Annotated in this window: 7 protein-coding genes and 1 pseudogene; 4 read left to right on the forward strand and 4 right to left on the reverse strand. The window is 68.1% G+C overall.

Annotated elements, in window-relative coordinates:
• Both NBX02_RS17595 and NBX02_RS17600 read right to left on the reverse strand, forming a co-directional pair.
• A partial coding sequence (locus tag NBX02_RS17595) for an ABC transporter ATP-binding protein (RefSeq protein ID WP_250292262.1) occupies window positions 1-584 on the reverse strand: 584 nt, incomplete at its 3' end.
• Window positions 581-952, reverse strand: coding sequence for a GntR family transcriptional regulator (locus NBX02_RS17600; RefSeq protein WP_445548508.1), 372 nt, complete (start codon window positions 950-952; stop codon window positions 581-583). The genes NBX02_RS17595 and NBX02_RS17600, both read right to left, overlap by 4 nt.
• Before the next feature lie 232 nt (window positions 953-1184).
• Between NBX02_RS17600 and NBX02_RS17605 the strand changes: the two genes are divergently transcribed.
• A complete protein-coding gene (locus NBX02_RS17605) occupies window positions 1185-1547 on the forward strand; it encodes a hypothetical protein (protein ID WP_250292266.1) in 363 nt (120 codons plus the stop codon).
• Window positions 1548-2141: 594 nt separating this feature from the next.
• Window positions 2142-2543, forward strand: a pseudogene (locus tag NBX02_RS23345) (transposase); the annotation flags it as partial.
• 240 nt (window positions 2544-2783) lie between these two features.
• Here NBX02_RS23345 and NBX02_RS17615 read toward each other — a convergent pair.
• Both NBX02_RS17615 and NBX02_RS17620 read right to left on the reverse strand, forming a co-directional pair.
• Entirely contained in the window at window positions 2784-3080 is a 297-nt protein-coding gene (locus NBX02_RS17615) for a DNA glycosylase AlkZ-like family protein (RefSeq protein ID WP_250292269.1), read from the reverse strand.
• Entirely contained in the window at window positions 3058-3861 is an 804-nt protein-coding gene (locus NBX02_RS17620; RefSeq protein ID WP_250292271.1) for an ATP-binding protein, read from the reverse strand. The genes NBX02_RS17615 and NBX02_RS17620 overlap by 23 nt, the downstream gene beginning before the upstream one ends.
• A gap of 293 nt (window positions 3862-4154) precedes the next feature.
• On the opposite strand from NBX02_RS17620, the gene NBX02_RS17625 reads away from it, so the two are divergent.
• Window positions 4155-7565 (forward strand): helicase-related protein, encoded by a 3411-nt coding sequence (locus NBX02_RS17625; protein ID WP_250292273.1) that lies wholly within the window; start codon window positions 4155-4157, stop codon window positions 7563-7565.
• A gap of 102 nt (window positions 7566-7667) precedes the next feature.
• On the forward strand, window positions 7668-9620 hold a 1953-nt coding region (locus tag NBX02_RS17630), incomplete at its 3' end, for a DUF1156 domain-containing protein (protein ID WP_250292274.1).

Genomic DNA, 9620 nt, shown 5'->3' on the forward strand with positions numbered 1-9620 from the left:
AGGTCGCTGACCTCGTCGATCAGGTGGGTGGAGAGCACGACCGTGCGCGGGTGCTCGGCGTAGTCGGCCAGCAGCCGGTCGTAGAACAGCTGCCGTGCGACGGCGTCGAGGCCGAGGTAGGGCTCGTCGAACAGGGTCAGCGGGGCCCGCGAAGCCAGCCCGATGATCACCCCGACCGCGGACAGCTGCCCCCGCGAGAGCCTGCGGAGCAGCCGGTCGACCGGCACCGCGAAGTCCGCCAGCAGCGACGCGGCGAACGCCGGATCCCAGTGCGGGTAGAGCAGTTCCGCGGCCCGCAGCGCGTGCTTGACCCGGAACTTGTCCGGGTAGTGCTGGCTTTCCTTGATGAAGCACATCCGGGAGAGCACGTCGGCGTTCTCGTACGGGTGCTGCCCGAAGACCGCCACCTCCCCGCCGGTCTCGAACGCCTGCCCGGTGAGGATCCGCATCACCGTCGTCTTCCCGGCCCCGTTACGGCCCAGCAGGCCGTGGATCGTGTTCTCGGCCAGCTCGAGGCTCACGCCGTCGAGCGCGGCGACGTCGCCGTAGCGCTTGGTCACCCCGGCCATCCGCACCACGTTCATCGCTTGTGCTCCCAGGCCTCGATCAGTTTCTTGATCTCCTCGGCACCCATGCCGAGCTTGTCCGCCTCCGCCATGAGCGGGGTGAGGTACTGCCGCGTGAAGTTCTCGCGCCGGCGTTCCAGCAGCTGCGCGCGGGCGTCGGCGGCGACGAACATGCCGATCCCTCGTCTCTTGTAGAGGATCCCGTCGGCGACGAGCTGGTTGATGCCCTTCGCCGCGGTCGCCGGGTTGATGCGGTGGAAGGCCGCGAGCTCGTTGGTGGAGGGCACCTGCGTGTCCGCGGCCAGGCTGCCGTCGACGATCGCGTTCTCGATCTGCTCGGCGATCTGCAGGAACAGCGGCCGTCCGTCGTCCTTCACGCCGACCACCGCATACTGCGGTTCGTCGGTTCGTTACTCATGTAGCTAACCATGGAGGCTGGCGGCCGATCCGTCAAGCTCCGCCCGAAAAGTCGTTCTCGACGCCGGGCCCGCCCTGCCTACCTGCTCGGCGTGTTCCCGACGCCGCGCCTGCCAGACGCACTGACCAGCCCCACCAGCCCTTGATTCCGTTGGTGGAGCTGTCACACAGGCCGCGGCCGCGCCGAACGCGCGCGGGAAAGTGTCGACGCCAGCGGTGACCACCGCGCCGACCTGCTCCTGTGGGGCCGGCGGCGTTCTCCTCGCCGGCGCCGTGTCGCTGCTCGGCGAGGGCGGGGTGGCGATCGCCGTCGGCGCGATCTCCGGTGAGCCGACGGTCCTCGCGCCGGACGCCCTCGCGAACCCGGCGCGCAGACGGGTGCAGGGCTACTGGGGCCGCTGGCCGCTCGGCCACGACCTACGCGAGCTGGTCGGGCTCGTCGCGGCCGGCCGGCTCACCCCGGCCGACCACCCACACGCCAGCTGGCACGCGGTCGGCGAGCTGGCCGCAGGCTACCTCGACGGGCGCATCCGACGCCGCCGTGCTGTCCTCGAGGTCGACTGAGACGCCGACCGGGACGTCGGACAGGACGTCAGGCGGCCGCTGGCGGCCCGGCCTGGGTAGACCGACGGACGGCTCGGCCGGATAGCGGGCCGCCGACACGGCCACTACAACGTCGGCCGCCGCCGCGTGGGGCGGGTAAGCAGAGTTGAGGCCCGGCGACGTGTTTTCCATGGCCTGTTGAAGGATTCGCCGGACAATACCTTGGGGATTTCAGGCGATCCGAGTGACTGGCCATCAAAGCGACGGCCGATCGACAGGGTGAACGCCCGACCGCTGGCCGAGCCGCACGCCGGTCCGTAGATCATGTGATGTCCGAACTGGCCCGCCAGGCGCGCGTGCCCTCCCCAGCGGTCACCAAGCGCGTGCAGCGTATACGGCATAACGACATAGTCATCAGCCGGTGGTCACGATAGCACCCGAACGTAAAGAAAATATTTGAAAATACCCCATCGGTAGCGGACCGTGACGCCTGAGGTGTGTGATACGGGCTACGGTCACGGGAACATGCCCTGGCGGGACCGGCTGACGGGTGACGGCGAGCGGATACCGCATGCTCACCGTCACCGGTAGCCGTCTGATCCGTCTGACTCCCAATGGGCGCTGGTCGCACCGCCGGCTGCGGTGGTGGGTCGGTGGGAGAAGCACGACCGCCTTGACCTGGTCGATGCGATCCTCTACGTGGTGCGCACCGGCTGTGCCTGGCGGGCACTGCCGTCGGACTATCCGCCCTGGCAGACGGTCTGCTACTACTTCGCCCGCTGGCACGACGCCGACGTGACCGAACGTGTCCACGACGCACTACGGGGTCAGGCCCGCCGGCAGGACGAACGCGACGTCGAACCGACGGCGGAGATCATCAACGCTCAGTCCACCGGACACCCCGGACAACTACGGACCGTTGTCGCCTGCCCGGAACCCGCGGAGCTCACCGGCCGTCAGGTCCGTGCGCGGTTCGACCCGGATCTGGGTGACGCGCTGGGCGCGCACCGGCGCTGAGTAGAGGAGGAAGCCGTCCTCGATGACCTGATCGATGATCTGTCCGATGACGACCCTGACGTACCGTACCGTGGCTTCTGTCGTTGCAGTCAGGCCTGAGCACGTTTCCTGAGCACGGAATGTGATGCCTATGGCAGGGCATGAGGCGGCGGCGCTGGCGTAGAACGCGTTTCCGATCGACGGCGCTCACGCGCGTGTAGCTATACGCGCGCGTGAAGGATTCCCTGGGTGCGTATAGAACTATGCGCGGTGCGTGTAGGCCGTCCAGCGACGGCTACCGCTGGCTACCAAGGGTCCGTCGTCCCGGGCGAGCCGGCGCAGCAGTCGCGACGCCTGGTCGGGGGACAGCGAGCACAGGTCGGCTGCCTCGCCTCGGGTGATCTGGCCGTGGGCCGCGACGTAGCTGAGCACCATCTGCTCCTGCTGAGCCTGGTCGAAGCCATGCACCCGGACGTAGGCGGCGGGTTCGCGAAGTTCGCGGTAGACAGCGGCGGTGAGATGCCAGGTACGCCCCTTACCTCCGCCGCGTGCTTCCACGAGGCCACGGTCGACCATCCGCGCGAGCTGCCGCCGGACCTCCGAGTCGCCGACCTGTAGAAGGGCAGCGGCAGATCGCGTCCTCTCGACCGAACAGGAGCAGTGCGCCGGCGCAGATCACGGTCGTGCCGCCGCGTTGCTCGAGTAGACCGAGGGCGCGCGCGACATCATGGTCATCAAGATCGGCTAGCACGCGGTCCCCGTAGCCGGCCGATTCCCGGATCAGCCGGCGAAATCGCTCGAACTCCAGCGGGTCCAGGTCGTTCCAGGTTGCGTCAGGCACCGGAAGCGCCGAGTAGTCGACGGCTCCTCGGTCGATCTCGTGCGCGAGCATCTCGTGTGCGTGGATCGGTATGCACGTCGGCTTTCCATCGCCACCGATCGCCCGTCGTTGGTACATCCCGCGGGTGGTTCCGACGATACGTGGGCTGTTCTCTACCTGGACGCACAGCACGGGCGTACCGTCGATCTCGATCGTGGACACAGCCGTCTGTACTGGGGGTTGCGTGGAGTTCGCGATGAGCGCCTGCAGCCGCTGCGGATCGGTACGGTTGCCATGCCGCGGTCGAGCGCCAGTGACCAAGCCGGAGTCCTCGACGCCAAGAAGCAGCAGGCCACCGTGGCTATTGGCCAGGCAGACGACCGCCTCGATCAGCTCGCGGTCGCCGAGTGACTGACGTTCCTCGCCCTTGAACTCGACGGACAGCGTCTCTCCGCCGTCGATCGCCGCGCGGACGGAGTCCGCATCGAGCAGCGAGAAGGAGATGAGATGGCTGACCATCTGGCCCCCTCCTGCCGTCACCGGTTTGATCTCGCAGGCGTCAGGCTACTGAAGATACGCTTGCTCAGCGTCCGATTGCCTGCTTGTAGGCAGGTCGGCCCACAGCCGCGATGCCGGATGAGGGCCGGGGCTGCAGCATCGTTCACTGTATCGAACACACGTTCCGCAGGCCTGGTGGGTTCGGGTGCCGCGGTCCGCCAGTGCGTCGGTGGCTGGGATCCGGAGGCGGCGCATCGGGCTGTCGGACCGTTCCAGTAGCGTTGGCCGGCTGTCTTATCAGGGGGAGGTCGGTCGTGCTGCTGGAGGAGCTCAAGCCAGGGCTGCGCGTCGACGGGCTCATCCCCGCCGAGGTCATCACGGTCATTGCCGCGCAATGGCACGGTTCCGACGCGCTCGAACTGACCTACAAGACCACCGCCGGCGGCCTCGGCCAGCAGGTCGTCTTCCGCAAGGACCAGGACAAGCTCAGCGTCGCCCAGACCGGCAGCCGCGCCTTCGACGCCAACGCCAGCGACTTCAAGCTCGCGGCCGAGGCGCAGCGCATCTCGCTGGCCGGGCTGTTCGACCCGATGCTCGCCGTCGCCACGAGTGACGTGCAGCCTCTCCCCCATCAGATCCGCGCGGTGTACGGCGAGCTGCTCCCGCGTACCCCGCTGCGCTTCCTGCTCGCCGACGACCCCGGCGCCGGCAAGACGATCATGGCCGGCCTCTACATCAAGGAGCTGCTGCTGCGCGATGACGTGAAGCAGTGCCTCATCGTCGCGCCCGGCGGGCTCGTGGAGCAGTGGCAGGACGAGCTCTTCTTCAAGTTCGGCCTCCGCTTCGATCTACTGACCAGCCAGCTCATCGACTCCCAGGTCAACCTCAACGTCTTCGAGACCTACCCGCTCCTCATCGCACGGATGGATCAGCTCTCCCGCAACGAGCGGCTCCAGGCCCAGCTCGGAGAGACCGAATGGGATCTGATCATCGTCGACGAGGCCCACCGCATGGGCGCCCACTACTTCGGCGGCAAGCTGGAGAAGACCAGGCGCTTCCAGCTCGGGGAGCTCCTCGGCGAGATCACCCGCCATCTGCTGCTGATGACCGCGACCCCGCACTCGGGCAAGGAGGAAGACTTCCAGCTCTTCCTCACGCTGCTCGATCGGGACCGGTTCGAGGGCAGGCAGAAGAAGACCACGGACACCAGCGGGATCATGCGCCGCATGGTCAAGGAGGACCTGCTCACCTTCGAGGGCAGGAAGCTCTTCCCCGAACGCGTCGCCGAGACCGTTCCCTACGAGCTGACCGCGTCGGAGTACGCCCTCTACGAGGACGTCACCCACTACGTCCGCGAGGGGATGAACCGGGCCGACCGGGTCGGCGGCAAGCGCAAGAACACCGTCGGCTTCGCCCTCACCGTTCTCCAGCGGCGGCTTGCCTCCAGCCCGGAGGCGATCTACAAGAGCCTTGTGCGCCGTTGCGAGCGCCTGGAGCGCAAACGGCAGGAGATCCTCAACGGCACCTACCGCGAGCCGGACCCGGCAGTCGAGTGGAGTGCGATCGACGCCGACGAGTTCAACGCCGAGGAGATCGAGGAGCTGGAGGAGGACCTGCTCGACGCCGCCACCGCGGCGCAGACGGTAGCGGAGCTCAACGCCGAGCTGATCGAGCTGGCCGAGCTGGTGAAGACCGCCAGGCTCGTCCGCGACGCCGGCACCGACCGCAAGTGGACCGAGCTGTCGAACATCCTCCAGGACAACGCGCTGACCACCGACGCGAACGGCTGGCCGCGGAAGTTCATCATCTTCACCGAGCACCGTGACACCCTCGACTACCTCCAGGCCAGAATCGGATCGCTGCTCGGCAAGCCCGACACGGTCAGGGCCATTCACGGCGGCGTACGCCGCGGCGAGCGTCGCCAGATCACCGAGGAGTTCACCAAGAACCGCGACGTCCAGATTCTGATCGCCACCGACGCCGCCGGCGAGGGCCTTAACCTTCAGGCCGCCCATCTGATGGTCAACTACGACCTGCCGTGGAATCCCAACCGCATCGAGCAGCGGTTCGGCCGCGTCCACCGCATCGGCCAGGAGGAGATCTGCCGGCTGTGGAACCTCGTCGCGTCCAACACCCGCGAGGGTGAGGTCTTCACCCGCCTGCTGGGAAAGCTCGACCAGATGCGCCAGGACTACGGCGGCAAGGTCTTCGACGTCCTCGGCGAGGCCTTCTCCGAGATCCCGCTGCGCACCCTCCTGCTCGACGCCATCCAGTACGGCGAGCGCCCCGACGTGAAGGCGAGGATGCACGAGGTCATCGACGCCAGCGTCGGCGACGGCCTCAGGGACCTGCTCGAGGAGCGGGCGCTCGCGTCGGAGCACCTCGCCGAGGCCGACCTCCAGCGGCTGCGCGCGGCGATGGACGAGGCTCGCGCCCGGCGGCTCCAGCCGCACTACATCGAGCTGGCGTTCAAGGCGGCCTTCACCCGTCTCGGTGGCCGGATCGCCAGGCGTGAGCGGGGGCGCTACGAGATCGCGAACGTGCCCCAGCACATCCGCTCGGCCGGCAGGGGGCCGATCGCGACGAAGTACGACCGGGTCGCCTTCGACCTTGCCCACGCCCAGCCCGACGGGCTCGCTCGGGCCGACCTGCTCGCGCCCGGGCACCCGCTCCACGACGCGGTCATGGACGAGACCGTCCGGCGGTTCGGCGGCGCGCTGAACCATGGCACCGTGCTCGTGTCCTCGACCCTCGACGAGCCACACCTGCTCGTCGGCGTCGTCGAGGAGGTCGCCGACGCCACCGGCGAGTCGGTGGCGCGCCGTTTCGGTTACGCCTACGTCGACGGCTACGGCACCGTCAGCCCCGCCGGCCCCGCGCCGTACCTGGACTGCGTCGCGGCTCCCGCGAGCCCGGCGACCGACGCCGCGCGTGCCCTTGCGTGGCTGGCCGAGGCCGAGGACACGGCCACGAGCTGGATCATCGCCAACCGGCTCCCCGCATACCTCGCCGAGGTCCGGCCCCGCCGGCTGGCGGAGCTGACGAAAGCCCGCGACCTGGTCACGAAGCGCCTCACCGCGGAGAGCGAACGCCTGCTGTTCGAGGCGGCGATCGCCTCGGAGAACGAACGGAAGGGCGAGCGGCCCAGGGAGTCGTCGGAGAGCCTGGGCCGCAAGGCGGTCGAGCTCGACCTCCGGCTCCGTAGGCGCCTGGAGCTGCTCGACCAGCAGCAGCTCATGTCCACCAGGCCGCCCCGCCTCGTCACCGCCGCCCTCGTGCTGCCCGTCAGCATGTTCGAGGACGAACTGCCGCCGTCCGCGCCGATGCACGCCAAGGAGACCAGGGAGATCGAGCGCCGCGGCGTCGACCTCGTCATGGCGCGCGAGCGAGAACTCGGCCGCCAGCCCGTCGAGCAGGCGTTCAACAATCCCGGCTTCGACATCCTCTCGACCGACGCCCAGGGCGACACCTACCGCATCGAGGTCAAGGCCCGCCTCGACGGCGCCACCGACTTCTTCGTCACCCACAACGAGGTGATGACCGGCAAGAACGCCGCCCCGCGCTACCGGCTCGCGCTCGTCAGGGTCGACCCGCGCGGGGCGCGGCACGACGAGGTCCGCTACCTCGACGCCCCCTTCGCCACCACCGACCTCGGCAACTTCGAGGCCACCGGCCTGCGCGGCGACTGGGCCAGGATGTGGGCCAAGGGCAGCACCCCGTTCTGACACCGGTGCACCCGTTTGCCCTGAACATGTAGGGACCCGCCACTATGTTCAGTTACGACGTTGGGTGGTTGCCCGGGTCGGGGGCGTAGAGGGGCCGGGGGCATGGTGCAGGCGCGGAAGCTGATCGAGGTGGCGCTGCCGCTGGAGGCGATCAACCGGGAGTCGGCCCGGGAGAAGTCCATCCGGCACGGACACCCCTCCACGCTGCACCTGTGGTGGGCGCGAAGGCCGCTCGCGGCGGCCCGAGCCGTCCTCTTCGCCCAACTCGTCGACGATCCGAGCGCGCGGCCCGAGGAGTTCCCCACCGAGGAACTGCAACGGAAAGAGCGGGATCGCCTGCACCACCTCATCGAGCGACTCGTGGTCTGGGAGAACACCCGCGACGAGAAGCTCCTGCGGGAGGCCCGCGAGGAGATCCTGAAGTCCACGAACGGCAACCCGCCACCGATTCTGGACCCCTTCGCCGGCGGCGGCAGCATCCCCCTGGAGGCCCAGCGGCTCGGCCTGGAGGCGCACGCCTCCGACCTCAACCCCGTCGCCGTCCTCATCAACAAGGCGCTCATCGAGATCCCCCCGAAGTTCCGCGACCAGCCCCCCGTCTACCCCGGCCTGGCCGGCTCCGAGATTCGCGCCTGGAAGGGCGCCGAGGGCCTGGCCGCCGACGTGCGCGCCTATGGCGCCTGGATGCGCGACGAGGCCGAGAAGCGCATCGGCCACCTCTACCCCAGGGCCACCCTCCCCGACGGCACCAAGGCAGGAGTCATCGCCTGGATCTGGGCCCGCACCGTCACCTGCCCCAACCCCGCCTGCGGCATCGAGATGCCCCTGGTCCGCTCCTGGTGGCTGGGCAAGAAAAAGGGCAAAGAGTCGTACGTCGTCCCGTCCGTCGTCCCCGACCCCACCCACCCCTCGGGGCATCGGGTCGCATTCACCATCGGACACGACAAGTCTGGTGCACCGTCGACGGATGGGACGGCTGGTCGGACCGGGAGCTACTGCATCGCATGCGAGACGACCGTTCCGCTCAACTACATCCGAGCCGAGGGCAAGGCTCAGAGGATCAAGGCGCAACTCATGGCGGTCGTTGTTGAGGGCACCCGCCAGCGAATCTATCTCGCACCCACAGACGATCAGGTCCAGGCCGCAGACGTGAAGCGGCCCGACGATGTTCCGGGCGGCGAACTTCCTAAGAATCCCCGCGATTTCAAGACGCCGAACTACGGCATGACGTCTTGGGCGGACCTGTTTACCAGCCGCCAGCTCGTAGCCCTGACCACCTTCAGCGACCTGGTCTCCGACGCCCGCGAACGGGTCCTCGCCGACGGCGACACCGAGGCGTACGCCGACGCCGTCGCCACCTACCTCGGCTTCTCAGTGAGCAAGGCCCTCGCCCGCAACAACACGATGTGCGGATGGGAGTCGGGTATGGACCGTCTGCGCGGCTCGTTCCAGCGCCAAGCCGTGCCGATGACCTGGGACTACGCCGAGGCGAACCCGTTGACGGCTGCTGGCGGCGGGCTTACGGCCGTCGTCCAATCTGAGGCCGAAGTGCTTGAACATCTTGTCGGTAGGCGACCAGGCACCGTACAACAGGCGGACGCTGCGTCCAGGTCGTACAGCGGGTTGCTCATCAGCACGGACCCGCCATACTACGACAACATCGGATACTCCGATTTGTCGGACTTCTTCTATGTCTGGCTCCGCCGGTGCCTCCGGTCGGTTCATCCTGACCTGCTGGCCACGATGCTCGTACCAAAGACCGAAGAACTTGTGGCGAACCCGTACCGGCACGGGAAGGACGATGCGCGCTCGTTCTTCGAGGACGGCTTTCGCAGCGTCTTCGGACAGGCACGGAAGCCTGCGAGCGCTGATTTTCCGATCACGGTCTGGTATGCCTTCAAGCAGAGCGAGACCAATGACTCAGGCGAGGCGTCTACGGGCTGGGAGACCCTCCTGGAAGGCATGATTCGTTCTGGCTGGGAAATTACGTCAACATGGCCCAACCGCAGCGAGCTCAGTAACAGGATGATCGCCAGCGGCTCCAACGCGCTGGCC

It is taken from the genome of Protofrankia sp. CiP1_Cm_nod1, from assembly GCF_920888515.1.
Lineage (GTDB): Bacteria > Actinomycetota > Actinomycetes > Frankiales > Frankiaceae > Protofrankia.